Origin of the sequence: Aureimonas sp. N4 (assembly GCF_001463925.1) — a bacterium.
GTDB lineage: Bacteria > Pseudomonadota > Alphaproteobacteria > Rhizobiales > Rhizobiaceae > Aureimonas > Aureimonas ureilytica_A.
In genome coordinates this window covers 40,368-63,606 of record NZ_BBWS01000013.1, presented here as the reverse complement: position 1 = coordinate 63,606, position 23,239 = coordinate 40,368, and the positions used below count along the sequence as shown (strand labels likewise).

23 protein-coding genes and 3 tRNA genes are annotated in these 23,239 nt (G+C 64.7%); 13 read left to right on the top strand and 13 right to left on the bottom strand.

The features are described 5' to 3' along the window. Positions 1 to 62: 62 nt before the first annotated feature. On the bottom strand, positions 63 to 980 hold the full coding sequence (locus AUL28_RS04565) for a DMT family transporter (RefSeq protein WP_062230823.1): 918 nt from the start codon (positions 978 to 980) through the stop codon (positions 63 to 65). Between the two features lie 297 nt (positions 981 to 1,277). On the opposite strand from AUL28_RS04565, the gene AUL28_RS04560 reads away from it, so the two are divergent. The 3 genes from AUL28_RS04560 to AUL28_RS04550 all read left to right on the top strand — a co-directional run bounded on the left by AUL28_RS04560 (position 1,278) and on the right by AUL28_RS04550 (position 5,830). Further along, complete coding sequence (locus tag AUL28_RS04560; protein ID WP_062230822.1) at positions 1,278 to 2,570, top strand: adenylosuccinate synthase; 1,293 nt, start codon at positions 1,278 to 1,280, stop codon at positions 2,568 to 2,570. 225 nt (positions 2,571 to 2,795) lie between these two features. Then, positions 2,796 to 4,760, top strand: a complete 1,965-nt coding sequence (locus AUL28_RS04555) for a hypothetical protein (protein ID WP_062230821.1) — start codon at positions 2,796 to 2,798, stop codon at positions 4,758 to 4,760. A gap of 278 nt (positions 4,761 to 5,038) precedes the next feature. Then, a complete protein-coding gene (locus tag AUL28_RS04550; protein WP_062230820.1) occupies positions 5,039 to 5,830 on the top strand; it encodes a YfdX family protein in 792 nt (263 codons plus the stop codon). 70 nt (positions 5,831 to 5,900) lie between these two features. Here the strand turns inward: AUL28_RS04550 and recQ are convergent, their stop codons facing one another. The 3 genes from recQ to AUL28_RS04535 form a co-directional block, all read right to left on the bottom strand. Continuing rightward, on the bottom strand, positions 5,901 to 7,781 hold the full coding sequence (gene recQ, locus AUL28_RS04545; RefSeq protein ID WP_062230849.1) for a DNA helicase RecQ: 1,881 nt from the start codon (positions 7,779 to 7,781) through the stop codon (positions 5,901 to 5,903). A 147-nt stretch (positions 7,782 to 7,928) separates the two neighbouring features. Continuing rightward, positions 7,929 to 8,840 carry an RNA polymerase sigma factor RpoH gene (rpoH, locus tag AUL28_RS04540; RefSeq protein WP_062230819.1) on the bottom strand — a complete coding sequence of 304 codons (912 nt, stop codon included), beginning with the start codon at positions 8,838 to 8,840 and terminating at the stop codon, positions 7,929 to 7,931. Positions 8,841 to 9,048: 208 nt separating this feature from the next. Then, positions 9,049 to 10,122 (bottom strand): RluA family pseudouridine synthase, encoded by a 1,074-nt coding sequence (locus tag AUL28_RS04535; protein ID WP_082640250.1) that lies wholly within the window; start codon positions 10,120 to 10,122, stop codon positions 9,049 to 9,051. Here AUL28_RS04535 and AUL28_RS04530 point away from each other — a divergent pair. From AUL28_RS04530 to AUL28_RS04520, 3 genes are all read left to right on the top strand, one after another. Next, the gene (locus AUL28_RS04530; RefSeq protein WP_062230818.1) at positions 10,121 to 10,486 is read left to right on the top strand and encodes a hypothetical protein; all 366 of its coding nucleotides are present in this window, start codon (positions 10,121 to 10,123) and stop codon (positions 10,484 to 10,486) included. The two genes, AUL28_RS04535 and AUL28_RS04530, sit on opposite strands and share 2 nt — an antisense overlap. Before the next feature lie 50 nt (positions 10,487 to 10,536). Then, positions 10,537 to 10,611: transfer RNA gene (locus AUL28_RS04525), tRNA-Glu, on the top strand. A gap of 261 nt (positions 10,612 to 10,872) precedes the next feature. Beyond that, a tRNA-Glu gene (locus AUL28_RS04520) sits at positions 10,873 to 10,947 on the top strand. Positions 10,948 to 11,377: 430 nt separating this feature from the next. Here the strand turns inward: AUL28_RS04520 and AUL28_RS04515 are convergent. Beyond that, positions 11,378 to 11,686: a hypothetical protein gene (locus AUL28_RS04515; RefSeq protein ID WP_062230817.1), complete on the bottom strand. Its 309-nt coding sequence runs from the start codon at positions 11,684 to 11,686 to the stop codon at positions 11,378 to 11,380. 58 nt (positions 11,687 to 11,744) lie between these two features. Between AUL28_RS04515 and AUL28_RS04510 the strand changes: the two genes are divergently transcribed. Both AUL28_RS04510 and AUL28_RS04505 read left to right on the top strand, forming a co-directional pair. Next, positions 11,745 to 12,218, top strand: coding sequence for a YbaN family protein (locus AUL28_RS04510; RefSeq protein ID WP_244493411.1), 474 nt, complete (start codon positions 11,745 to 11,747; stop codon positions 12,216 to 12,218). Between the two features lie 403 nt (positions 12,219 to 12,621). Then, positions 12,622 to 13,011: a response regulator gene (locus AUL28_RS04505; RefSeq protein WP_058634421.1), complete on the top strand. Its 390-nt coding sequence runs from the start codon at positions 12,622 to 12,624 to the stop codon at positions 13,009 to 13,011. On the opposite strand, the gene AUL28_RS04500 is transcribed toward AUL28_RS04505, so the two are convergent. Both AUL28_RS04500 and AUL28_RS04495 read right to left on the bottom strand, forming a co-directional pair. Further along, complete coding sequence (locus tag AUL28_RS04500; protein WP_062230816.1) at positions 12,994 to 13,521, bottom strand: metallophosphoesterase family protein; 528 nt, start codon at positions 13,519 to 13,521, stop codon at positions 12,994 to 12,996. The two genes, AUL28_RS04505 and AUL28_RS04500, sit on opposite strands and share 18 nt — an antisense overlap. Beyond that, the gene (locus AUL28_RS04495; RefSeq protein ID WP_192843395.1) at positions 13,518 to 14,240 is read right to left on the bottom strand and encodes a DUF2161 domain-containing phosphodiesterase; all 723 of its coding nucleotides are present in this window, start codon (positions 14,238 to 14,240) and stop codon (positions 13,518 to 13,520) included. The genes AUL28_RS04500 and AUL28_RS04495 overlap by 4 nt, the downstream gene beginning before the upstream one ends. 100 nt (positions 14,241 to 14,340) lie before the next feature. Between AUL28_RS04495 and AUL28_RS04490 the strand changes: the two genes are divergently transcribed. Then, entirely contained in the window at positions 14,341 to 15,165 is an 825-nt protein-coding gene (locus AUL28_RS04490; RefSeq protein ID WP_062230815.1) for a TrmH family RNA methyltransferase, read from the top strand. Here the strand turns inward: AUL28_RS04490 and AUL28_RS04485 are convergent. Beyond that, positions 15,098 to 16,192, bottom strand: coding sequence for a hypothetical protein (locus AUL28_RS04485; protein WP_062230814.1), 1,095 nt, complete (start codon positions 16,190 to 16,192; stop codon positions 15,098 to 15,100). The two genes, AUL28_RS04490 and AUL28_RS04485, sit on opposite strands and share 68 nt — an antisense overlap. Before the next feature lie 162 nt (positions 16,193 to 16,354). Further along, positions 16,355 to 16,948, bottom strand: coding sequence for a DUF1134 domain-containing protein (locus AUL28_RS04480; RefSeq protein WP_058600788.1), 594 nt, complete (start codon positions 16,946 to 16,948; stop codon positions 16,355 to 16,357). 289 nt (positions 16,949 to 17,237) lie between these two features. Between AUL28_RS04480 and chpT the strand changes: the two genes are divergently transcribed. Both chpT and AUL28_RS04470 read left to right on the top strand, forming a co-directional pair. Continuing rightward, the gene (gene chpT, locus AUL28_RS04475; protein ID WP_062230813.1) at positions 17,238 to 17,873 is read left to right on the top strand and encodes a histidine phosphotransferase ChpT; all 636 of its coding nucleotides are present in this window, start codon (positions 17,238 to 17,240) and stop codon (positions 17,871 to 17,873) included. A gap of 113 nt (positions 17,874 to 17,986) precedes the next feature. Then, complete coding sequence (locus AUL28_RS04470) at positions 17,987 to 18,361, top strand: response regulator (protein WP_058634415.1); 375 nt, start codon at positions 17,987 to 17,989, stop codon at positions 18,359 to 18,361. 268 nt (positions 18,362 to 18,629) lie between these two features. On the opposite strand, the gene ctrA is transcribed toward AUL28_RS04470, so the two are convergent. Next, positions 18,630 to 19,325, bottom strand: coding sequence for a response regulator transcription factor CtrA (gene ctrA / locus AUL28_RS04465; RefSeq protein ID WP_058600945.1), 696 nt, complete (start codon positions 19,323 to 19,325; stop codon positions 18,630 to 18,632). A 374-nt stretch (positions 19,326 to 19,699) separates the two neighbouring features. Here ctrA and AUL28_RS04460 point away from each other — a divergent pair, with 374 nt between their 5' ends. Beyond that, positions 19,700 to 20,059: a flagellar FliJ family protein gene (locus tag AUL28_RS04460; RefSeq protein ID WP_058600785.1), complete on the top strand. Its 360-nt coding sequence runs from the start codon at positions 19,700 to 19,702 to the stop codon at positions 20,057 to 20,059. Between the two features lie 242 nt (positions 20,060 to 20,301). Here the strand turns inward: AUL28_RS04460 and sciP are convergent, their stop codons facing one another. After that, the gene (gene sciP / locus AUL28_RS04455) at positions 20,302 to 20,592 is read right to left on the bottom strand and encodes a CtrA inhibitor SciP (RefSeq protein WP_026358527.1); all 291 of its coding nucleotides are present in this window, start codon (positions 20,590 to 20,592) and stop codon (positions 20,302 to 20,304) included. A gap of 254 nt (positions 20,593 to 20,846) precedes the next feature. On the opposite strand from sciP, the gene mnmA reads away from it, so the two are divergent. Further along, on the top strand, positions 20,847 to 22,001 hold the full coding sequence (gene mnmA, locus AUL28_RS04450) for a tRNA 2-thiouridine(34) synthase MnmA (RefSeq protein ID WP_062230812.1): 1,155 nt from the start codon (positions 20,847 to 20,849) through the stop codon (positions 21,999 to 22,001). 7 nt (positions 22,002 to 22,008) lie between these two features. Here the strand turns inward: mnmA and AUL28_RS04445 are convergent, their stop codons facing one another. Continuing rightward, complete coding sequence (locus tag AUL28_RS04445) at positions 22,009 to 22,965, bottom strand: Gfo/Idh/MocA family protein (RefSeq protein ID WP_062230845.1); 957 nt, start codon at positions 22,963 to 22,965, stop codon at positions 22,009 to 22,011. A gap of 166 nt (positions 22,966 to 23,131) precedes the next feature. Then, a tRNA-Met gene (locus AUL28_RS04440) sits at positions 23,132 to 23,208 on the bottom strand. Positions 23,209 to 23,239: the final 31 nt, after the last annotated feature.

Genomic DNA, 23,239 nt, shown 5'->3' with positions numbered 1-23,239 from the left:
CGACGATTCGCATAGCGAAAGGGCAGGGCGGGCGACCGCTCTGCCCTTTTTCGTAGGCTCCGTCAGGCCTTCGGGCGACCCACGACCCGCTGGTTCCGCTTGCCGACTTCAGCCAGAAGAATGCCGCCGAGAACCAGGGTCAGCGCCACGACGTGATAGGCGAACAGCGGCTCGCCGAGAATCAGAACGGCCAGAAGCGTGCCGAAGATCGGGACGAGATTGACGAAGAGATTGGCCCGGTTCGCGCCGATCATCTCGATGCCACGAATATAAAGGCTCTGGGAGGCGATCGAGGGCAGGAGGACCGAGAAGGCCAGCACGGCCCAACCCTGCGCGTCCGGCCATTGCGTGTAGCCCATCGCGGATTCCGCCAGCGCCACAGGGATCGATGTGAGGGTGGCCGTCAGCGAGATCAGGAAGATCGAGGTCAGCCAATGCACCTTGGGCTTGCGCGACAGAAGGATCGTGTAGGCCCCGAAGGAGAGGACGGCGAGAACCATCAATCCGTCGCCGCGATTGATCTCCAGATGCAGGAGCGTCGTGAGATCGCCGTGCGCGGCGGTCAGAAGAACGCCGACCAGCGTGAGGCTGAAGCCCAGAAGCTGGAGCCGCGAGGTTCGCGCCCGGAACACCATGAACATGCCCGCGAAGACGACGAGCGGCATGGAGGACTGAACGATCATCGAGTGGATCGCGGTCGTGTAGTTGAGGGCGAGATAGAAGATCGAGTTGAAGCCCGTGAAACCCAGGAGGCCAGTCAGGACGAAATAGCCGGCCTGCCCGCGAAGGACCGCGCGGTCCCGCTGGAGATGCGGCCAGGCGAAGGGCAGGAGAACGAAGCTCGCCAGCGCCCAGCGCAGAAGCGTCATCATCATCGGCGAGACGTGGCCGACGGCGAGCTTGCCCGCCACGGCGTTGGCGCCCCAGATCAGCGAGGTCAGGCCGAGCAGCATGTAGGGATGGCCAAGGCGGGAGAGCATTTGTGGAATTCCATGGCGAGCGGGTCGTCGGCGAGCCCATGCGGGCTTCGCCTTCCCTTAGCGCTCTTCGCAGCCTTCGGGAAACCAACTTCCCCGTAGGCGGGTGCGCGAGGCCGGGCGGATGTTTCTGGGAAAAGCGGGGAAAGATCGGGGATTGCGCCCTCGCATGTCGCGCCCGGCTTCTTTATAGTCCGAGGGAATTTTGCGTCGGAATCGGAGAGGTTCCGCGCGCTTTGGCGCGTCCTCGCTTGAGTCGATGGCGCGCGGAACGGGCCTTCGGGCTGCCAAGGAGCATTCATGGCAAACGTCGTCGTCGTCGGATCGCAGTGGGGTGACGAAGGAAAGGGCAAGATCGTGGACTGGCTTTCGGAGCGCGCCGACGTGGTCGTGCGCTTCCAGGGCGGCCACAATGCCGGTCACACGCTCGTGGTGGACGGCGTGTCCTACAAGCTCTCGCTGCTGCCCTCCGGTGTGGTGCGCCAGGGCAAGCTGTCGGTGATCGGCAATGGCGTCGTCTTCGACCCGCACGCCTTCGTTGCCGAAAAGAAGCGCATCGAGGCACAGGGCGTCACGATTGGCCCCGACACGCTGCGCATCGCCGACAATGCCACGCTGATCCTGTCGCTCCACCGCGAGCTGGACGCGGCACGCGAGTCCGCCGCCGCCGGCACCAAGATCGGCACGACGGGTCGCGGGATCGGTCCCGCCTACGAAGACAAGGTCGGCCGCCGCGCGCTGCGCGTGATGGATCTGGCGGAGCTTGACGTTCTGCCCGAGCGGATCGAGCGGCTTCTCGCCCATCACAATCCGCTGCGCCGGGGCCTCGGCCAGCCCGAAATTTCGGCCGACGCGATCCTAGAGGAGCTGACCTCGGTTGCCGCCGAGATCACGCCCTATATCGACCGCGTGTGGCGCCTGCTCGACGAGCGCCGCAAGGCCGGCGACCGCATCCTGTTCGAAGGCGCGCAGGGCACGCTGCTCGACATCGACCACGGCACCTATCCCTATGTGACCTCGTCCAACACCGTGGCGGGGCAGGCGGCGGCGGGCTCGGGCCTCGGCCCCTCGGCGGCCGGCTTCGTGCTCGGCATCACCAAGGCCTATACGACGCGCGTCGGCGAAGGTCCGTTCCCGACCGAGCAGGACAATGCGGTGGGCGAGTTCCTGGGCACCAAGGGTCACGAGTTCGGCACCGTCACGGGTCGCAAGCGCCGCTGCGGCTGGTTCGACGCGGTTCTGGTGCGGCAGGCCGTCGCCATCAACGGCATCCATGGTCTGGCGCTCACCAAGCTCGACGTGCTGGACGGCATGGACGAGATCAAAATCTGCGTCGGCTACGAATTGGACGGCGAGCGGATCGACTATTTCCCGGCGAGCTTGGCCTCGCAGCGCCGCGTCGTTCCGATCTACGAGAGCTTCGAAGGCTGGAGGGGCACCACGGCGGGCGCGCGCTCCTGGGGCGATCTTCCGGCGCAGGCGGTCAAATATGTTCGCCAGATCGAAGAGCTGGTCGGCGCGCCCGTGACGCTCCTGTCCACCTCTCCCGAACGGGACGATACGATCCTTGTCCGCGATCCGTTTCAGGATTAAGGAAGGGTTGATATAAGTTCTCCGCACCGTTCGATTTTTCGGGCGAAGCTTCGGGCGCTACGCCCCGGCGGCGGTTCCATCCCATGTCTCCGCGAGGGGATTCAGATGGACGCCAGCTTCGGGGCGTACGGGCGCGATCCAAGGCCCGCGGTTGGGTGCGGATCGATGCATGAGCCATGACGGTTCGAATGGTGTGGCCTTCAAGCTTAGCGAGTGCAGCCCTTCATGGCGAACCTGACCGCCGTTCTCCGCAAGACGATCGACGGATTGCCCAACGCGTCGCCGCAGCTGCGCGCGAAGGTTTACGAAAAGGCGAGAGCTGCGATCACACGGCAGATCGAAGCGGCGAACCCGCCGCTCGAAGATCATGTCGTGGAAGCGCGCTATCGCGTTCTGGAAGACGCGATCCGCGAAACCGAGGCGCATTATAACCCGCCTCAGGACGAGGTGCCTCCGGCCGAGCTAGACGCCCCTGCGCCGGAGAGAGCCGAGACGCCGGCGCTCGAGCCGGTGCGAGCCGAGCCGGCCCCTGTGGCGGTCCCGGCGCCACGCGCGCCCGCGCCCGCCTTGCCGCAGGCCCCGCCGCCGGGGTTTGCCGCGCCGCGCCCGCTGCCGCCTGTGCCGAGCTATCAACCGTCGCCGCCACCCATCATTCCCGAGCCGCAGGAGCCGGTCGAGGAATGGTCCGCGCCCGTGCGGATCGAAGAGCCGCGCCGCGATCTGCCGCCGCAGCCGGCGGCGGAGCGTCCTTTGCCGCCTGTCTTTACGCCGCGCGCGACGCCCACGACCCGCCCGCCTCCGCTGCCGCCCACCCCGCGCGCACCGCTGAACGAGACGGTGGGTTCTGCGCGTCCCGGCGAGACGCCGGCCATGCGCCCGGCCTTCCCCGGCTCGCTCCCGCCGGTTCGCGCGCCGTCCTCCGGCCCGGAGCGGACGGTGCTGCCCGGCGGGCTGGAGCGCGCCGACACCGAGCTGCCGCGCGTCGGCGAAGTCGGCCCCACTGAGGCGGCCCCGCCCGTGCCGGTCGATCCGCGCGCGTCTCGGCAGCTGCGGCCGGCCTCGCTGCCGCTGCCGACGGCGGAGCGCTCGGGCGGCGGAGCACCGCCCTATGCCGGCATTCCCGAGCCCGATCTCGCCGCGCCGCGCTATCCCGCGCGCCGCGCGCAGGGCAAGGACCGCTCGCGGCTGAGCCTCGGCGTTGCGATCGGCGCGATCGTTCTCCTGGGCGGGCTCGGCACCTATTATCTCGACGACATCCGCTCGCTCGTCACGGGCGGCGGCTCGGGCCAGGTCGCGTCCAATTCGTCCAACACGACGGATTCCGCCGAACCCCCGGCCAGCGTTCCCGCTAACGAGACGCCGGCAACGGCCGCCGCGCCGCAAGGGGCGGTCAACGACACCGCGCCGGCCGCCATCCCGCCGGCGACCAACACGTCCACGGCGCGCCAGTTCACGCAGCGGCTTCTGCCCGATGGCAGCGAAGTGGACGAAGGCCCCGGCGTCGGCGGCGTCAATCCGCTGGAGGAGGGCACCAACGTGGTGGCGGCCGAGATCAATCCGGCCGCAACGCAGCCGCCGCCCACAGCGGCCGAGCCTGCTCCCACGACACCGACCCAGACTCCGGCTCAAGGGGCGATCCCCGTCGGCCAGCGGGCGGTGTTCTATGAAGAGCGCTCGGCCAATCGCGAAGGCACCCAGCAGGACGGAAACGTCGTTTGGAGCCTCGTGCAGGAGCCGCCGGCCGAGGGCAAACCCGCCGAGCCTGCGATCCAGGCGGTCGCCGACATTCCCTCGACGGGCATGAAGATGACCATGACGATCCGCCGCAACGCGGATCAGACGCTGCCTGCCAGCCATGTGATCGAAGTCATGTTCGATACGCCGAACGGCGCGCCGGGCGGCGGTATCGAAAATGTCCAGCGATTGGCGCTGAAGCCCACCGAGCAGGCGCGCGGCGAGCCGCTGATCGGCATTTCCGGCAAGATTTCGGACGGGTTCTTCATCATCGCGCTGAACGATCTGCCAGAAGCCGTGCGCAGCAACCTGGCCCTGCTCGGCAAGGAGGAATGGATCGACATTCCCTTGGCCTACAACAGCGGCCAGCGGGCGCTCATGTCGATCGAGAAGGGGATACCCGGCGCACGGGTGTTCAAGCAGGCGCTGGACGCCTGGGCCGCCAAGAAGAACTGACCGACACGCAGGACGGATCGAACCCCAACCCGAAAAGGCCGGAGATCGCATCTCCGGCCTTTTGCGCGTCTGGGGGCGGCGAACGGTCATCGCGGCATCGCATTCCGCAGCGTCAGGAGTCGCCCCGGGACACTGGAAGGAGGCTCCCTCCCGCAACATTAAGCCTTCGTCATGACGAGTTTGTAACGCAACAGCCCGACCGGGATGGCGTTATACTGTCATCACAACAAGGAAAAATCCTTGTCGATGATGATGATATCGAATGATGGAGAAGTAAAATGAGGGTTTACAAGGGATTTGCTGCTCTTCTGGTCGCCAGTACTGTTCTGGGAGGTGTCGCCTATGCGGCCGACGCCGTGCCCCAGACGCCGGCGCCCACGCAAACCAAGCAGGAGGTTCGCCTCGAACGGGCGGTCGACAAGGATGTCGGGCGGCTGTCGACGGATGGCGCTCAGGCGTTGAGCGATATTCAGGCCGCGCGGTTCGCGATCTTCAATGCTCAAACGGATCAGGCCAAGACCTTTATCCATAAGGCGAAGGACGAATTGCAGAAAGCGGCGAAGGACGACTCGGTCTTCATGAAGGCCGCCTCGGAACTGGAAGCGCCGATGAAGGCGCAGCCTGTCTCCGCGGACGCCAAGGCCGATGCGAAGCCGGCGGATGCAGGAAAGGTGATCGCATGGCTGCCGGTCGACTCGCAGATGTCGCTGGGCGAGGCCTTCCAGGCGACGCCTGAAAAGATCGCAGCCGTGACGGATGCCAGCCAGCATCTGAAGACGGACGATCGCCAAGGCGCACTCGAGAAGCTCGCGCTGGCCGATGTGGACGTGCAGTTCGCGACCGCCGTTCTGCCGCTGGATCATACGATCAGCGACGTGAACAAGGCCGCCGACCTGATCGATCAGGGCCACTATTACGAGGCAAACGCCGTCCTGAAGGACACGACCGATCAGGCCATGATCAACGTCGTGGACATTTACGGCCAGCCCTACAAGGCCAAGACCACCAAGACGGCCGAGGCACACACGCCCAGCAAGACGAACACCCAGCCCGCCACCAAGGTCGATTGACCCGTGATGCTTCGGCTCAAAAGGCCCCTCCTCCGGAGGGGCCTTTTTCAGTGGGCGCGAGACTCCGATGTCAGGGCATGGCCTCTTCGGCGTCGCGGATCGCCTGGAGAAAGAGCTCGCCATAGCGCTCCAGCTTCGCCGCGCCGACGCCCGGAACCTTTCCCATCAGGCGCAGCGTTCCCGGTCGCAGCTCCGCCATGGCGCGCAGCGTCGCGTCGGAGAAGACCATATAGGCGGGCAGGCTCTGCTCCCGCGACAAGCGCGAGCGCAGCTTGCGCAAGGTTTCGAAGATGAAGGCGCTTTCCTGGCTCAGTCCGTCCGCCACCGGAGCGGAGCGGCGGAACTCGGTGGCCTTGCGCGTGCGGTCCTTGCGAAGGACGATGCGCCGCTCGCCCTTGAAGACCGCGCGCGCCCCTTCGCCAAGATACAGCGCGCCATAGGACTGATGATCTACCAGAAGCAGACTGGCGGCGGTCAACTGCCGGGCGACGGAGTTCCAGGCTCGCGCGTCGAGATCGCGCCCCTGCCCGAAGACGGGGATCGTGTCGTGCCCGTTCTGGCGCACCTTGTCACTCGCCTTGCCGGTGAGCACGTCGATGACATAGGCGAGGCCAAAGCGCTCGCCCGTGCGATACACGGCGGCCATGAGTTTGACGGCCGCGTCCGTTCCATCCCAGGTTTCGACAGGCGAAAGGCAGGTGTCGCAATTGCCGCAGCGCCCGTCATGCGCCTCGCCGAAATGGCGCAGGATCGCCGCGCGCCGGCATTCGGGCGTTTCGCAGATGCCGAGCAGCGCGTCGAGCTTGCCGCGCTCCACCCGCTTGATCGTTTCCTCCGAGCCGCTTTCGTCGATCATCCGCCGCCGCTGGACGACATCCTGAAGGCCATAGGCCATCCAGGCTTCGGAGGGCTGGCCGTCGCGGCCGGCGCGCCCGGTTTCCTGATAATAGGCCTCGACGGAGGAAGGCAGGTCGAGATGGGCGACGAAGCGCACGTCCGGCTTGTCGATACCCATGCCGAAGGCGACGGTCGCGACGAGGCAAAGGTTTTCCTCGCGCAGAAACGCGTCCTGATGGCGCGCCTTCACGTCCGGTTCCATGCCGGCATGGTAGGGCAGGGCATAGATGCCTTGCGCGTTCAGCCACTCGGCCGTTTCCTCCACCTTGCGGCGCGACAGGCAATAGACGATGCCGCTATTGCCTTTATGCCCCTGAAGGAATTGGAGAAGCTGCTTACGCGCATTGTCGCGCTCGACAATCGCATAGCGGATATTGGGCCGGTCGAAGGATGTGGCGAAGACCGGCGCATGTTCGAGGCGCAGCCGCTCGGCAATGTCGGCCCGCGTCGCGGCATCGGCGGTCGCCGTCAGCGCGACACGGGGCACATGGGGGAACTCGTCGGCAAGACTCGCCAACTCGCGATATTCCGGCCGGAAATCATGGCCCCATTGGCTGACGCAATGGGCTTCGTCGATCGCGAAGAGCGAGATGTCGAGGCGCGACAAGGTGCGGCGAAAGCCCTCGGCCGTCATCCGCTCGGGCGTGACGTAGAGAAGGTCGAGCTGGCCGCTCGTCAAATCGCGCCAGATGGCGTTGCGCTCGTCCTCGCCCTGTGCGGAGTTGAGCGAAGCCGCGCGAATGCCGAGCTGGCGCAGCGCCTGAACCTGATCGCGCATCAAGGCGATCAGCGGCGACACGACGATGGCGACCCCCGGTCGGCAGAGGGCCGGCACCTGATAGCAGATCGACTTGCCCGCGCCGGTTGGAAACAGCACCAATGCGTCGCCGCCCGAGACGACCTGATCCACCACGGCGCCCTGCTGGCCGCGAAAGCCCGGATGGCCGAACACGGTTTGCAGAATATGGGTCGGGTCGTTGTTCGAGGCGCCTGCGTCCGAGAAGAGGGCGTCCGTCGTGCTGGAGCGCGCGGCCGCGCGTCCGAGATCTGGCATGTGAAACTCCGCATCGTCGCGCCGGAATGTCGTGGATCGGGGGCCTGATCGCAAGCATTCCGTCACCATTTTGCGCGCGGCCTTTTGCGCAAAGAAAAAGCCCCCGGCGGAACCGGAGGCTTCGTTCATTCAGGATCATTCGGCGGATCAGGCAGTCGCTTCGGAGACGACCCGCAGCTGGCGGCGCGCGGCTTCGGCTGTGTCCTGTACGGCCTTCTGCACCTTTTCGAAGGCGCGCACCTCGATCTGACGCACGCGCTCGCGGCTGATGTCGAACTCGCCGGACAGGGCTTCCAACGTGATCGGATCTTCCGCAAGGCGGCGCGCCTCGAAGATGCGGCGCTCTCGGTCGTTCAGCACGTTCATCGCCGAGCGCAACATGCCACGGCGCTGGTCCAGCTCGTCCTGCTCGACCAGGATGTCCTCCTGGCTTTCGGACTGATCCACCAGCCAATCCTGCCACTCGCCGCTCTCGCCCTCGGTCGCGCGGATGGGCGCATTGAGCGAGGCGTCGCCGGACAGGCGGCGGTTCATCGAGACGACCTCTTCCTCGCTGACGCCAAGCTGGGTCGCGATCTGCTGCACTTGGTCAGGGCGAAGGTCGCCCTCGTCGAGCGCCTGAATGCGGCTCTTCATCTTGCGCAGGTTGAAGAACAAGCGCTTCTGGTTGGCTGTCGTGCCCATTTTCACAAGGCTCCACGACCGCAGAATATATTCCTGGATCGAAGCCTTGATCCACCACATCGCGTAGGTCGCCAGACGGAAGCCGCGATCGGGATCGAAGCGCTTCACCGCCTGCATCAGGCCGACATTGCCTTCCGACACGACTTCGCCGATCGGCAGGCCATAGCCGCGATAGCCCATGGCAATCTTCGCCACGAGACGCAGGTGGCTCGTCACCAGTCGATGCGCCGCGCCGCGATCGTCGTGCTCGGCGTAGCGCTTGGCCAGCATGTATTCTTCCTGCGGCTCCAACATGGGAAACCGGCGGATCTCATCGAGATAACGCGCCAGACCGCCTTCGCCCGACGCAATGCTCGGAAGATTGGCTCTCGCCATAAGGGAACCCTCCTTCTCTGTCGGCGATCGCTCGTGGCCGAGCCGGTCGCCTGATGGTCTGCCCCGCAGGCGCAAACCCTTCCACTCCGATATGGTGATCCGATAGCCGTATTGCACGGCCTCATGAGGGCGAACGAGGTTACAAATCGTTCACCCATCATTGACGCTCGGAGCGGGTCGTTTCGAGAGACCGGCGATCCGCTATCCTTTACGCGGCGTCGGAGGTGAAATGCCTGAGGGCTTCCACAAGTTCCTCCAGATCATCAGGCAGATCCGTCTCGAATTCCATCGGCTCACCCGTGGTCGGATGTTCGAAGACCAGACGGAAGGCGTGCAGCGCCTGACGAGGGAACGCGCCGATCACCTCGGCTGCCGAGCCGAACTTCTTCGCCTTGGTCTTCAGGCGCGCCCCGTAGGTTTCGTCGCCGACCAATGGATGGCCAATATGGGACATGTGGACGCGGATCTGATGCGTGCGCCCCGTTTCCAGAATGCAAGCGACAAGCGAGGCGCTGGTCGCGCCCTCGCCGTAGCGCTCCAGAACCTCGAAATGCGTCACCGCATGGCGCGCGTCGGCGCGGCCTTCCTTCACCACGGTCCGCTTGGTGCGATCGGTGTTGGAGCGGCCGAGCGGGGCGTCCACCGTGCCGATCGGGCGAATGGGAATGCCCCAGACCACGGCCTGATAGGCTCGCTCCATGCGCCCGTCCGAGCCGTGGGCCGCGAACTGATCGGCGAGCGAGCGATGGGCGAGATCGTTCTTGGCGACCACCATGACGCCGCTCGTGTCCTTGTCCAGCCGGTGCACGATGCCGGGCCGGCGCACGCCACCAATGCCGGAAAGCGTGTCGCCGCAATGATAGAGGAGGGCGTTGACGAGGGTTCCCGTCCAGTTGCCGGGGCCAGGATGCACGACCAGCCCGGCCGGCTTGTCGATTACGACGAGATCGGCATCCTCATAAAGGATCGTGATCGGGATGTTCTCGGGCTCGGGCTCGGGCGCCTCGGGTTCGGGCATTTCGAGCGACACGGATTCGCCCGGCTGCATTCGCCGCTTGGGAGAGAGGACGGGGGCTTCGCCGACGCAAACCTGACCTGCTTCGATCAGCGACTGAATGCGCGAGCGCGACAGTTCGCCATCCAGCGCCTGGGCCAGAAACTGGTCGAGCCGCTTGCCGGCATCTTCCTCCGAGACGAGGAAGCAGCTTGCGTCCGCTTCCGATCCGCTTGTACCAACAGCCGGAATGGCAACCTCCCACGATAAACCGGACAAGACAGTCATGAACGACGAGACGGGTGCGCAGCCCCCCCTGGACCCGGCCTTCGAAAAGATCCGGCGCAAGATGGTGCGGCTTCTGGCGCTGTCGATCGCCGTGCTGTTCGTGGGTCTTATCGCGGTTCTGAGCGCCGTTGTCTATCGCAGCTCGGGTCCGACCGTCACGGCCCTGGCCGAGCGCGGCGCGCCGATCCACCTGCCGGCCGATGCCCGTATTCTCGAAACGAACCTCGGCGCGGACGCGATCCTCCTACGGGTCGAATCCGGCGGAACGCAGGAGATCCTTCTCGTCAGCCGCGCGACGGGGGAGGTCGTGTCCCGCTATCCCATCCGCGCCGACTTGGGCGCCACGAATTCTCCCGCGCCCTAAAAAGGGCTTGCGGCTCCTGGTCGCCGCCGCTATACGGCTTTCATTGGTTCGCGCCCATCGTCTAGCGGTTAGGACGGCGCCCTCTCACGGCGCAAACAGGGGTTCGATTCCCCTTGGGCGTACCAATAGAAATCCTCTCCTTCCTTGATGTTCGGACGCGCCACGCTTCTGCGCTCTCGTTTCTGGCTGTGGTCGTTGCCGCCTGCCGACGACCGGCTGCGGTTTCGCTCGTTTCTTATGCCTTTTTGGGGACGGCAAGCCGCCGAATGCCTATCGGGCCGGGGCATGTCGCCTGCCGTTTGCCATAGGGCGGCAGGTTTGTGAGCCCATTTGAAATAGGGCTTGCGGCCTGAGCCCGCTGCCGCTATACAGCCCTTCACTGGTTCGCGCCCATCGTCTAGCGGTTAGGACGGCGCCCTCTCACGGCGCAAACAGGGGTTCGATTCCCCTTGGGCGTACCAGTTTGATATCTTCAAAACCAGCGATCGACGAAAGCCAAACCGTCTGCGGTTTGACTTGTGCTCGTGTCCGTCATCATTGCGATGGGCGACAGCCGATCAAGGCTCGCTCGCCATATCTCGCGGAGTCGGACGCACGGGGCGGGCTCCGGCGCGCCAGGTCTGGCGCTGTGCTCGACGGCTGAGGTTTCGGCTCGCACGCGTTTCCACGAGAGACAAGAGAATAGGCCGGTCGCCTAGCCGCGCCTGTCTCGACGGCTATGCGTGCTCAGCCCATTCCACTCGGACTATATCGAGGAAACACACTGCAGCCCATAGCCGGTGAGCCGATGGCCGCTTCGGCACGTCCGCATCGTCCCATATGGGATGCCTACCACGCCGGGCGACCGAACCGATCGCGCCGTGCCCTTCCCGCCCTGGGTGGCTCGCCGCGTCAGCGGCGGGCTTTGCGCGCTCGCACCGCTACGCGGGCGGTCTCCATGCGTGAGCGGGCGATCCAGACGAGCGCGGATGCGCCGAGACAGGCGGTTGCGACGGAAGCGAGCAGCGTGAACTCCACGTTGACATCCTCTTGGCTGGCCCGGTGAGGGCAGATGACGCAAGGGAGGTTAACGAGCGAAATCGACCCCGTCTCCTTCTTTTTCGCGAAATCGTCTTCAAAATCCGAACAGGATTCATAGGCTTCGACACGAAACAGGAACCTCCCTCGGTCGAAACGCCTTCCAAGCTTGTTCCTCTGCATGGTTCGATGGATCGGAGCCAAGCGGGACGAACGGCGCGCGGAAAGGAACGGAAGGCGTATGCTGGCGGAGAAAACGATCCCCCATCACAATCCCGCGCCAGCGCTCGCCATGCTGGCCGACGAGGCGGTTTGCGCAAATGCTGCCACCCACACGTCCACCCATGTCGTCGGCCGGGCTGCGCGACTGGCCTATCGGACATTGGGATTTGTCTGCCTGGGGTTGGCGATCGCGGGTGTGGTGCTGCCGGGCCTGCCCGCCACGCCCTTTGCCCTTCTCTCCGTTTGGGCCTTCGGTCGTGGCTCTCCGGAATGGGCCGCGCGCGTGGAGCGCGATCCGCGCTTCGGGCCGACCTTGCGCAATTGGCGCGAGCGGCGCGCCGTGCCCGTGAAGGCCAAATGTCTTGCGGTCGGCTCGATGGCGCTGAGCTACGGGCTTTTGATCGTCAGCGGTGCGCCGGCTCTCGCGCTCTGGACCATCGGTCTCATTCTTGTCTGCGTGGCGTCCTATCTCGTGACGCGGCCGTCCGCGTGATGATGGTCGGCAAAGTTTCGTCCCCGACAATCCCGTCTTCGATCCCAAGTCAGCCTCTTGTTCCGAGGGGCTGGAATCCTCACCTTCTCTCTGACTCTCACGAATACGTGAAAGGCAGATGGTCGCTTCGCGAAAGATCACGATTAGATCACGCCCGTTGTCAAACGTGAGAGCGACGGAGGCAGAAGTTTGAAAAGGGGAGGATGCCCATGCGCGACACCGCGAAGATCGGGCCGGCTCCTCCTGGGAGGCGCATGGTTGGCTGCTCATATTCCTGTTTGAAAGATCCCTCGCGGGACTTGCGACAGCACCGTGTTTACGCCTTTGAAGGCTCAGTTTGAAATCCTTCTATCGTCCGTCACTGCGTCCTGAACCAGAGCCCCGTTCCAAGCATTTTCTCATCATGGCCCAATCCTTCGACCCGAACCATTTCGCCGTGCTCGTCGTGGAAGATGAACCTCTTCTGCTGTGGGACGCGGTCGATCTCGTGGAGGAGGCAGGGTTCAAGGCCTATGCGGCGTCGAACGCGGACGAGGCGATCCGCCTTCTGGAGCGTCATTCCGACATTCGCGTCCTCTTCACCGATGTCGATATGCCGGGTTCCATGGACGGATTGAAGCTTGCCCAAGCGGTGCGCGACCGTTGGCCTCCGGTCTCGATCTTCATCGCCTCGGGCCATGTGAAGGTGACGGACGAAGACCTGCCGGAAAACGGGCTCTTCTTCGCCAAGCCTTATCCGCCGGCCTCGATCGTGCAGGCGCTGCGGAACATCTCCTCAAAGTTCGCCAACTGATGTCGTTTCCGGCTTTCGTCTCCGTCGCGATATGAGAATGTCGCCGAGCGTCACGGGCCGAAACGGGAACACGTCCACTCCGACATCATACTGACCGGACATCGGCATCAGCTTGCTGTGCGAATGGCCGTGGAGATTGAGCGCGCCCTTGCCGCTGCCGTTCCAGGTTCGAAACGCGTAGTGGCAGAGCACCAGCTTTCGGCCGTCCACCACCAATTCCTGATAGGGTGAGACGCTGCTCCAGCCGGTGAGGCTCAGCGTCGCCTCGTCGTCATTGTTGCCCGCAACGAGATGCTTGCGCCCGTTGAGCCGAGCGAGAAGGGCGGCCTTCTCATCAGCCGTTCCCTTGGCGAAATCGCCGAGATGCCAGACCTCGTCCTCCGGTCCGACCGCCGCGTTCCATTGTTCGGTCAGCGCGTCGTCATGTGCGGCGAGGTTGGGAAAGGGGCGCTTGTCCAGACGTAGAATGCGCGGATCGGAAAAGTGTGTGTCGGCGGTGAAGAAGATCATGGCTCCTGCAACGCGCTGGCCGGCGCTTCGTTCGGGATCCCATCTCCCTCCTGCGGCCAGCGTTTCAAGGCTTCGAAGCCGGCCGGCGTCAGCTCGTAAGTGCCGCGCGCGGGGCTGGAGAACCAGCCGTAGACATTGCGATGCAGGATTTTTTGCGCGTTGGGACAGGCAGGCCGCAAGTCCTTCGGCCGCTTTGGGCCGGTTTTGAGCGCTAATGCGCAGCGCAGCGCCTCCTGCCGGTACGCCGTCATGATTGGTTGGCGGGTGGCACCGCCGGTTGCCGGATCGCCGCGTCGGCGTCGATGCTCGGAGACGAGGCGCGAGCGGCGCTTGGCATTGCGGCGGGGAGCGGGGGATTCAGGCGACAGGAGAACATGGACGCTGCCGTTGCCATCCACCGCCAGCAGGCCGAAGCCAAGCCGCCGGCACAGATCGCGAAAACGCCGATCGCCCTCGCGCCCCTTGCCGCGGGCCGACAAAGGGCCGGCCAGCCAGATTTCGTCGGCCATGGGCGCGCGGTCGACGCCTTGCAGCACGAGTTCGAGATTGAACTGAAGCTTCAACTCGCAGACCACAACAATGGGCGGCTCGCCGTCCTTCAACGCCAGAAGATCGCAAGAACCGATCTCGCCCTTCACGCTGAAGCCCAGCGTTTCGAGAAAGCGTTTGACCGGCAGATACAGGGCGGTTTCGCCGATGGCGGCAGGCGCAGTGGACATGCGCCCCGGCATACAGGACAAGCCTTGCCGTGGCACCCGCCTTTCGGCTCCGGCCAAGGCGCGTCGCCCTGTCGCAGCACAAGGGAAGACGGCACAGCCAATGCCCTCCATCATCGAGATTTTCGACGCCACCGATCCAAGGATCGAGCCTTTTCGCGATGTGCGTGACCGCGACCTGCGCGGGCGGGACGGGTTCATGGCGGAAGGCAGCGTGGTGCTGGACCAACTCGCGCGCTCGGAGCGCTTTCGGGCGGGCGCGCTTCTCATCCTGCGCAATCGCCTGGCGGGATTGGAGCCACGCTTGGCGAGCTTCGGGTCGGACGTGCCCATTTATGTGGCCGATTCGGAAGTCTTCGACGCGATCGCCGGCTTTCCGGTTCATCGCGGCGTTCTGGCCTATGGCGTCGCCGCCGAGCCGGGAACCGACGCGGACTGGAACGCCCGTCTATCCGCGATCCAGCGTGACAAGGGCTTGGTGGTCGTCGCCTGCGGCCTGTCGAACCACGACAATATGGGAGCGCTGTTTCGCAATGGCGATGCGTTCGGGGTTGGTGCCGTGATCCTCGACCAGACGGCCTGCGACCCGCTGTATCGCAAATCCATCCGCGTTTCCGTCGGCTCGGTCCTCACCATCCCGTTTCGGCGGATGGAGGGGGTGCGGGCCATTCACGCCTGGCTGGCGGGCCTGGGCTTCGAATGCCTGTGCCTGTCGCCGGCCGGCGACATCGCCTTGCATGAACTGGGCACCCACCGGGCGCGGGCTCTGTTTCTGGGCACGGAAGGCGAGGGGCTCGATCCTGCCTTTCTCAGTGACGTACGCTCGCTGCGCATCGCCATGGCGCCCGGTCTCGACAGTCTCAACGTCTCGATTTCGGCCGCGATCGCCCTCCACCATTTCTTTTCCCGGCGGTTCGAGCCGAGCTGACCGCCGGAGCGGGGTCGGGTTCCGCAGGCGATGTCGCCGCCATGGCAGGCGCGTTCGCAACGGGCGTCTGCGAGATTGCGGGCGTGTCGGAGAGCAGCGAGCGGACGCGGGCTGCCAGGCTGGGCACGCCACCTTCGCGCGGAGGCTCGGGCCGCTCGATCATCTCGCGCAAGCGCGAGTTCGGCCCTTCGGCCTCGATTTCCTTCTGGATGACGCGCGCCGCGATGTCGCTGATCCGCTCGCGAATCTCGGCGTTCTCACCCCCATCGCCGCGCTCCGGGCCAGGCTTGATGTCGGTGGTCGCCTGATTGCTCTGCAACACGGCTCGAAGACGGGCGCTGCCGCTGGGGCGGGCGTTTGACGTCGCCATGGCCGCGAGCGCCGCGTCGGGCTCGACGGCGGCGATCGGAGCGGGGACTGGAGGGACTGCGCCTTCGGGCTGCGAGGCGCGTGCAGGCGCGCGTTCGCGCGCGGCGCGCAGCGCCTCCGACAGGTCCACCACGCGCGCATCGGCCGCCGCGATATGCCGGCGCTGTTCGTCGGAGCGTTCCTTGAGAGCCTGATGGCGCAGAGCCAGCGCTTCCATCTCCTCGGCCCGCGCCTGAAGCTTGGCGCGCAGGTCGTGGCGATGCTGCACCAGCTCGTCCCGCTCGGCGATCACGGTGTGCAGACGCTCTTCGAGCTTGGCGATCGTCTTGTCGCGCTCGGCAAGATGGCCTTCCAGCTCCCGACCGCGCGTGACGAGGTGGCCGTTCTCGACGATCACCCGCCCGGCTTCGCCGCGCTCGCGCACGGCCTGCTCCATCAGTTCCTGCGCGCGGCGCTCCTCGCGCCGGATGTCGAAGGCGGAGGTGGCGCGCACCAGATCCATCTCGGCGCGGATTTCGTTTACGCTGGTGGGGATCGTGGCATTGAATTCGCGTCGGGCCAGCCGCTGCGCCCGCCGCCAGACGAGCGGTATCAGCAGAAGAAGGATCAAGGTCGCCGTCAGCGCGCCGAGCAGAAAGATAAGGGCTGTCGCGATCATCACTATCCCAGCGCTCCCCGGCGCGCAGGCCTTATCCCTCGGAAAGGGAACGAATGGGCTTGGCGCAGGCCGCGACGCAGCCGGCCGAGGCCTTCTACGCCGAGCCCCGCCGCATTGACTAGACGTCGTTATATGGCAGCCGGATTGGCTTCGGGTAGCGGTTTAGAACGGGTTCCAGGTCGGCGCCGGCGTCAGTTTGAGATAGCCGATATTGACGCCCAGACGCGCGCCGAGGCCCGTGCGGATCGGAACGAGCGTGATGGAATCGCGCTGGAGCAAGGTCATGCCGACGCCCCCCACGAGATAGGCATTGCCCGACACACCGGCATAGCGTCCGTAGAGGCTGTTCACCGAGGGCAGATCATAGACCAGCATCATGGTGCGCGCCCCGTCGCCCCCGGCATCGAAGCCGATCGACGGACCTTGCCAATAGACGTGATGCTCGCCCGCGTTCTTGGTGAAGAGCGTGCCCTCGCCGTAGCGCAGGCCGCCGATGAAGGCGCCCGAGCCTTCCTCGCCGAGAATATAGCCGTTCGGCAGGCCGCGCTCCTGGAAGGCCCGCTCGATGACGGTGGCGAGGCCCCCTGCGGTCGCGCCGAAGAAGCGGTGCCCTTCGGTGACGATCTCCTGCATCGTATAGCCACCACCCGATTTCTGCTGAGCCGAGGCCGGCGCGAGAAGGGGGGGCGACAGAGTGGCTCCCATCGTCAGAGCGGCGAGAGAGAGAAGGCGAAGTGGCCGGAGGAGGCGCTGCATGGATCGTATCCCTCGGAACGAGCGGGCGCGTGCGGCTGCGCATGTTCGGCACAGCCTAGATTTGACATGGTTTCCGAAATCCTAAGATGGCGGAACAAAAGCGCAAAAGCCGTGTGCGGAGCGCCCGAACGACGAAGAGCGGCATCCGCGCGGTGGGCTTCGCCTGTTGCCGTTACCGCACGCGAGCGGCGGAAATGGGAGGAAGCCGCGATCCGCCCTCGTGTGGCGGCCCGCCACATGTTAGGCGGCGTATCAGACAATTTTAACCATCAGGACGCACGGAGCCGAGATGACGCACCTGCCCGACTTGTCCGCTGCGGATCTGGCCGCTCTTCTCGCCAGCCGTCTGTGCCACGACATCATCTCTCCTGTCGGTGCGGTGCAGGCCGGTCTGGAACTTCTGGACGAGATGCCGAACGATCCCGAGGCCATGGCCCTGGTGCGGCGTTCGACGCAGAGCGCCGTCGCCAAGCTCCAGTTCGCTCGCATCGCCTACGGCTCGTCGGGCTCCACCGTCGCCCAGATCGATATGGGCGACGCCAAGACGGTGGCCGAAGGCTTCATGTCCTTCGAAAAGGCGGAACTCCATTGGGAAGGCCAGCGCGCCTATGTTCCGAAAAACGTCGCCAAGCTGGTTCTCAATCTGATCGTGATCGCCAATGCCTCCGTGCCGCGCGGCCGCACCGTCACGGTGCGCGTCGAGGAACTGGAGCCGCGCCTTCGCATCACTCTGACGGCCAATGGCAAGCCCTTGCGGGTGCCGGCGACCTTCCGCGCGCTGCTCGGCGGCGAGACCATGGCCGAGCCGATCGACGCCCATGGCGTCCAGCAATATTATACGCTTCTTCTGGCTCGCGAGTGCGGGGCGACGATCACCCTGGCGCAGGAAGGCGAAACGGCGGTGTTCAGCGTCGAGCGCAACTGATCGCCCTCATTTTTCCGGTTTCCTTTACGCTTCCTTCGCCGCGTTTGGGAACCGAACGGAAAAGCGCGAGGCTCTAGGGTGGGGTATTGCCCCCGTGCCGAGAGTCCCGCGCCATGCCCTCCTGTCTTGTGATCGACGAGAACAACATCGTCCTGAAGGTCGCCAGCCGCGTTCTATCCGGCCTGGGTGCGGAGACGGTGGGCGCCCTCAACATGAACGAGGCGCTGGCGGCTCTCGATCAGAGAACCAATGGGTTCGATCTGGTTCTCCTGTCGGCCACCATGCCCGATATGCCGGTCGATGTGGCGCTGCGAACCTTGCGCGCCGGCGCGGTGCCGAGAGCACCGATTCTCGTTTCGCTGGTGGAATCGAATCTCGGACTGATGACCCGCAGCAAGCGCGCGGGCGCCAGCGGTTTCCTGTTTCGTCCCTTCGATCGCGCGACGCTGACGGCCTGGGTCCAGCCCTATCTCCCCGTGGCCGCTTGAGGCTCCGGCAGCTCCCAAGCGATGAAGGCCTGTCCTGACGAAAACGGACGGCGTGATTCGGGTGCGAGGCTTGGAACGGGGCGTCGATGGCGTTCGAAGTCGTCTCGCCTTCCACGCCGGCTGCCAGCACGCGTGCGCTCGAAGCAGGGCGCAAAGGCCGTCGCATGCGACCCTTCCGAAGCTGACGGACCCATGAGCGGGCACAGCAAAAAGCCCGCGGCCCCTCATGGGCTCACGGGCTTTGTTGTTGGCGGCAGACCTGGAGAAATCAGGCTGCGCGGGTATCGGCGTCCGGCTCGCGCAGCACATAGCCGCGACCCCAGACTGTCTCGATATAGTTCTTGCCGTCGGTCGCGGTCGCCAGCTTCTTGCGCAGCTTGCAGATGAAGACGTCGATGATCTTCAGTTCCGGCTCGTCCATGCCACCATAGAGATGGTTCAGGAACATTTCCTTGGTGAGCGTCGTGCCCTTGCGGAGCGAAAGCAGCTCCAGCATGGCATATTCCTTGCCCGTCAGGTGGACGCGCTGGCCGTTGACCTCGACGGTCTTCGCATCGAGATTCACCGTCAAATCGCCGGTCACGATCACCGACTGAGCGTGGCCCTTGGAGCGGCGCACGATCGCATGGATGCGGGCAACCAGCTCGTCCTTGTGGAAGGGCTTGGTCATATAGTCGTCCGCGCCGAACCCGAGGCCGCGAACCTTGTCCTCGATTCCCGCCATGCCGGACAGGATGAGAATCGGCGTCTTGACCTTGGCCAGACGAAGCGTCCGAAGAACTTCATAGCCGGACATGTCGGGGAGGTTCAGATCCAGCAGGATGATGTCGTAATCATACAGTTTGCCGAGATCTACGCCTTCCTCGCCCAGGTCGGTCGTATACACGTTGAAGCTCTCGGACTTCAGCATGAGTTCGATGCTTTGCGCGACCGCGCTGTCATCCTCGATCAAAAGAACGCGCATCATCTATTCCTCTGCGTCAGCCCAGTCGATCGCCTTGAAACCGACGAGGTTGGAGTTCGTGTTCTGCTGGATCGAGCTTCGCATCGAATGGTTAACAATCGCTTCAATTTCTGGCTTCCTGTCGAATTGTTGTGGCAGCTTTTGCTTAAGATCGCCGGTGTTACCTTGAAGCCACAAACTGCGAGCTGAGAAACAAAGAAGACGTGTGTTTGAACCGTTCGATTTACTGGGCCTTAAATCCTCGCCCCATATGATTAACGGTGCGCGTAAACAGGTGGTTAAAGCTAGCTTTCGAGGCTTGCCCGAAACCTCACCTCGCGACGCGTCACGGGGCCACATGTGAGAGGCCCTATGGAAGAGGAGAGTGAAGCGTGATGCCGAAACGTGAGAATATCATGCGCCTGAGCCGCTTCAAGGTGACGGAGAAGCGGCGGCAGGTGGAGCAGCTCCAACTGATGCTCAATGAATTCGAGCGCATGGCGGCCGAACTGGACGCTCAGATCAGCAACGAAGAAAAGAAGTCCGGCATTACGGATATGGCCCATTTCGCCTATCCGACCTTCGCGAAGGCCGCCCGGACCCGCCGCGACAATCTGATGAATTCCGTAGGCGACCTGCGCATTCAGATGAACGCCGCCCGGATCTCGCTGGAAGAGGCGGAGGCGGAATACGCCAATGCCGAAAAACTCGAACAGCGCGAATCGACCGATGATCGGCGCTCCGCCGTCGCCTGACATTCGAATCGAGCCTTCGATCGCGTTACAAAGGCCTAGCGCTCCGGCGCGGGCCTTTTTCGTGTTCAAGCCTGAAGCAAGCTTGCGACTCTAAACACCAGCGAGACGAAGGCCGTGCAAAACCGCCGTCCGAGGACTTCGTCGCACGTCACATGCGAAAACCCTCGAGGGCAAAAACGAAAAGGACCGGCTTTCGCCAGTCCCGTCGTCCTGCCTCATCATGAGGGAAGGGGCTCGTCTCCCTAGTGGAGATCGGCCTTCTTGCGGTACTCCTGAATCTGCGTCGTGCGCAGCCCGGCCAAGCCGTGACTGTCGATCGACACCTGCCAGGACAGGAACTCTTCCACGGTCAGCGTATAACGCGAGCAGGCTTCGTCGAGGCTGAGAAGCCCACCACGAACCGCTGCCACGACTTCGGCCTTGCGACGGATCACCCAACGTCTCGTGTTGGATGGCGGCAGATCGGCGATCGTCAGGGGGCTGCCGTCGGGCCCGATGACGTATTTCACTCTTGGTCTAACCTGATCGGTCATTGAACTCTCTACACTCACGCAAAGACCTAATCGCTGTCGTAAGTTAGCCCTGAGCATCTAAAAAATCCGCTAAGCCCCTTGAAACACTTTGATAAGAGGTTGTCTCAAGTCCGGCGCAAGGATGGCCTGCCTGGGCGGTCTCTCGGAATGGGTGAAAAGCCATTCCCGATCAGGCGGTTGGCAGGGGCGGTCGCAGCCTTTACATACGGGCTTTGACTGGCCGCCACGCGCGGAACTTCGCGAGAGTCTTCGCCATGCTGAACAGCCTCGATCTTCCGAAGGCGCCCGCCGAGACACGAATTGTCGTCGCCATGTCGGGCGGCGTCGATTCGTCCGTCACCGCCGCCCTTCTCAAGGCGGAGGGATACGACGTCGTTGGAATCACCTTGCAGCTCTATGATGGCGGCGCGACGCCCAAGCGCGCCGGCGCCTGCTGCGCGGGACAGGATATCGCCGATGCAAGGCGCACGGCCGAGATTCTGGGAATTCCGCACTATGTCCTCGATTACGAGGACAAGTTTCGTCAGTCGGTGATCAATCCGTTTGCGGAAAGCTATCTGGCCGGCGAAACGCCGATTCCCTGCGTGGCCTGCAATCAGACCGTGAAGTTCCGCGATCTTTTGACGACGGCGCGGGATCTGGGGGCCGACGCTCTGGCGACCGGCCATTATATCGAGTCGCGGCTGAACGGGGCGCACCGCAGCCTGTATCGCCCGGCTGATCTCGATCGTGACCAGAGCTATTTTCTCTATGCGACGACGCAGGAGCAGATCGATTTCCTTCGCTTTCCGCTCGGCCGTCTCACCAAGCCGGAAACGCGCGAGATCGCGGCCCGCTTCGATCTGGGTGTCGCATCCAAGCCCGACAGCCAGGACATCTGCTTCGTCGCCAAGGGGCGCTATAGCGATGTGATCGCCAAGCTGAAGCCCGATGCGGGCGCGCCGGGTGATCTCGTGCATGTGGACGGGCGTCATCTCGGCGAACATGCCGGCATCGTGAATTTCACGATCGGCCAGCGGCGGGGCTTGGGTCTTGCCTCCGGCGAGCCGCTCTATGTCGTGGCGATCAACGCCCGGACGCGTACCGTCACCGTCGGCCCCCGCGAGGCTCTGGCCACTCGCCGTCTGGCGCTGCGCGACGTCAACTGGCTGGGCGGCGAGCCGCTGCACGAGGCAGCCGCGCGTGAGCGGTCGCTCTTCGTCAAGATTCGCTCCACCCGCCCGCCGGCGCCGGCCCGGCTCGGGCTGGGTGGCGGTGAGGTCTTCGTGGAACTCGCCGCCGGCGAAGAGGGCGTCTCGCCGGGGCAGGCCTGCGTCTTCTACGACGGCGAAGGGGCCGGCGTTCAGGTTCTGGGCGGCGGCGTCATCGCGCGCACCGAGCCCGTATCGGCGGCGTCTCGCGCCGCCTGAGGGCGCGTCAGGCCGTCGGCGCGCGGGGCGAGGCGAGGTTCAGGATACGCACCGTCTCGACCGCTTCCGCCGCGCCCGTGCGCGGCTCGGCGCGCGTCGCGATGCAGTCGATGAAATGGCGCAGTTCCCGGTCGAGCGGCAGGCCGGGCTCGGTCTGCTGGTAATCGGCGTCGGCGCCCTGGAAGGCGAAATGCGCGCCGTCCCGCCAGACCTTGTGTCGGTAGAGCGCGAGCTTCTGCCCTTCCGGCGCCAGATCGTCGAAGGTCAGCATCCCCTCCGTTCCGATCACCGAAAAGCGGCGGTCGCGATAGGGCGAGACGCGCGAGACGTGGATCTCGCCGGTCAGGCCGTTCGCGAACCGAAGCGCGATATCGGCGGCGTCCGTCTCGTCGCTGAGCACGGTGCGGCGCAGCGTCTCGACACACTCCGGCGCGCCGCCCGCCATATGCAGAACCAGAGACAGATCGTGCGGCGCGAGATCCCAGACGGCATCCATGCCGAGGAACCGGCCGAGCCCGAGGCGGGTCGAGAGGATATGGCGCAGCTCGCCGATCGCGCCCGCGCGCACGAGCGCATCCAAAGCCTCGAACACGGGATGAAAACGCAGGACATGCCCGACCATGAGAAGCTGGCCCTCGGCCTTGGCGACCCGCGCGGTCTCCTTGGCATCCGACAGGTCGAGCCCGATCGGCTTTTCGATCAGCACATCCTTGCCAGCCTGAAAGGCGCGCCGCGCCGTCGGCCCATGCAGGCGCGGGGGCAGGGCGAGGACGAGACCCTGGATCGTCTCGTCGGCCAGAATGTCGTCGGTAGAGCGCGCCGGAACGTCGAATCGCTCGGATAGGGCGGCGGCCCGCTCGGGATTGCCGTCCGACAGGGCGGCGAGGGCACCGATTTCCTTGAGGGTGCGAACGTGGTTCTGCCCCCACTGGCCGCAGCCGATCACGGCGATCCGAATGGTCATGCTGGATGTCCTCATGCGCTGCATCTGCACCGATTCCGCGCCTTCGCGCGGCATCGCATGAGTCTCTATTGGCCGCGCGGGTGGGGAAATGCCAGATGATTCAGCACATGCGATCGGCATGAACTCGCATCATCTTGTCATGGATAAGCAGGATACGGGGGTTGAATGGTGGCGGTGGGTGGACTTGAACCACCGACCTTCGGGTTATGAATCCGACGCTCTAACCAGCTGAGCTACACTGCCACTTCAAAACAAGCGGCGTATCGCCGCAAGC

Excerpts from the sequence above, each read along its gene's own strand:
- AUL28_RS04565 (WP_062230823.1), bottom strand. The coding sequence starts at position 980 with ATGCTCTCCCGCCTTGGCCATCCCTACATGCTGCTCGGCCTGACCTCG.
- AUL28_RS04560 (WP_062230822.1), top strand. The coding sequence starts at position 1,278 with ATGGCAAACGTCGTCGTCGTCGGATCGCAGTGGGGTGACGAAGGAAAG.
- AUL28_RS04555 (WP_062230821.1), top strand. The coding sequence starts at position 2,796 with ATGGCGAACCTGACCGCCGTTCTCCGCAAGACGATCGACGGATTGCCC.
- AUL28_RS04550 (WP_062230820.1), top strand. The coding sequence starts at position 5,039 with ATGAGGGTTTACAAGGGATTTGCTGCTCTTCTGGTCGCCAGTACTGTT.
- recQ (WP_062230849.1), bottom strand. The coding sequence starts at position 7,781 with ATGCCAGATCTCGGACGCGCGGCCGCGCGCTCCAGCACGACGGACGCC.
- rpoH (WP_062230819.1), bottom strand. The coding sequence starts at position 8,840 with ATGGCGAGAGCCAATCTTCCGAGCATTGCGTCGGGCGAAGGCGGTCTG.
- AUL28_RS04530 (WP_062230818.1), top strand. The coding sequence starts at position 10,121 with ATGAACGACGAGACGGGTGCGCAGCCCCCCCTGGACCCGGCCTTCGAA.
- AUL28_RS04535 (WP_082640250.1), bottom strand. The coding sequence starts at position 10,122 with ATGACTGTCTTGTCCGGTTTATCGTGGGAGGTTGCCATTCCGGCTGTT.
- AUL28_RS04515 (WP_062230817.1), bottom strand. The coding sequence starts at position 11,686 with ATGCAGAGGAACAAGCTTGGAAGGCGTTTCGACCGAGGGAGGTTCCTG.
- AUL28_RS04510 (WP_244493411.1), top strand. The coding sequence starts at position 11,745 with ATGCTGGCGGAGAAAACGATCCCCCATCACAATCCCGCGCCAGCGCTC.
- AUL28_RS04505 (WP_058634421.1), top strand. The coding sequence starts at position 12,622 with ATGGCCCAATCCTTCGACCCGAACCATTTCGCCGTGCTCGTCGTGGAA.
- AUL28_RS04500 (WP_062230816.1), bottom strand. The coding sequence starts at position 13,521 with ATGATCTTCTTCACCGCCGACACACACTTTTCCGATCCGCGCATTCTA.
- AUL28_RS04495 (WP_192843395.1), bottom strand. The coding sequence starts at position 14,240 with ATGTCCACTGCGCCTGCCGCCATCGGCGAAACCGCCCTGTATCTGCCG.
- AUL28_RS04490 (WP_062230815.1), top strand. The coding sequence starts at position 14,341 with ATGCCCTCCATCATCGAGATTTTCGACGCCACCGATCCAAGGATCGAG.
- AUL28_RS04485 (WP_062230814.1), bottom strand. The coding sequence starts at position 16,192 with ATGATCGCGACAGCCCTTATCTTTCTGCTCGGCGCGCTGACGGCGACC.
- AUL28_RS04480 (WP_058600788.1), bottom strand. The coding sequence starts at position 16,948 with ATGCAGCGCCTCCTCCGGCCACTTCGCCTTCTCTCTCTCGCCGCTCTG.
- chpT (WP_062230813.1), top strand. The coding sequence starts at position 17,238 with ATGACGCACCTGCCCGACTTGTCCGCTGCGGATCTGGCCGCTCTTCTC.
- AUL28_RS04470 (WP_058634415.1), top strand. The coding sequence starts at position 17,987 with ATGCCCTCCTGTCTTGTGATCGACGAGAACAACATCGTCCTGAAGGTC.
- ctrA (WP_058600945.1), bottom strand. The coding sequence starts at position 19,325 with ATGCGCGTTCTTTTGATCGAGGATGACAGCGCGGTCGCGCAAAGCATC.
- AUL28_RS04460 (WP_058600785.1), top strand. The coding sequence starts at position 19,700 with ATGCCGAAACGTGAGAATATCATGCGCCTGAGCCGCTTCAAGGTGACG.
- sciP (WP_026358527.1), bottom strand. The coding sequence starts at position 20,592 with ATGACCGATCAGGTTAGACCAAGAGTGAAATACGTCATCGGGCCCGAC.
- mnmA (WP_062230812.1), top strand. The coding sequence starts at position 20,847 with ATGCTGAACAGCCTCGATCTTCCGAAGGCGCCCGCCGAGACACGAATT.
- AUL28_RS04445 (WP_062230845.1), bottom strand. The coding sequence starts at position 22,965 with ATGACCATTCGGATCGCCGTGATCGGCTGCGGCCAGTGGGGGCAGAAC.